Raw genomic sequence first — 261 nt, 5'->3', positions numbered from 1 at the left:
AGGATGAACATGGCGCACTGACCCAGTATCAGTGGGATGGCGTAGGTCGGTTGAATCGCGTCGTGTTACCCGGCGGCGCAACGCGGGAATACAGCTACAACGCCTACGGAAAAATCACCTCCGAGCGGGATGAACTGGGCCACGTTACCCGCTACGAATACGGCGACGGCCTGCACCTGATCAGCCGCCGCATTAACGCCGACGGCACCCAAGTCAAATACCGCTACGACAACGTGCGGTTGTTGCTGACAGACATTGAAA

At 57.9% G+C, this 261-nt stretch carries 1 protein-coding gene; it reads left to right on the top strand.

From position 1 onward, the window contains the following. On the top strand, positions 1-261 hold a 261-nt coding region (locus tag ACOZK9_RS27400; protein WP_421556987.1), incomplete at both ends, for a hypothetical protein.

The sequence above is a fragment of the Pseudomonas kitaguniensis genome (genome assembly GCF_049199985.1).
GTDB lineage: Bacteria > Pseudomonadota > Gammaproteobacteria > Pseudomonadales > Pseudomonadaceae > Aquipseudomonas > Aquipseudomonas kitaguniensis.
Note: the sequence above shows the minus strand (reverse complement) of the source record. Positions and strands in the feature narration are given on the sequence as shown.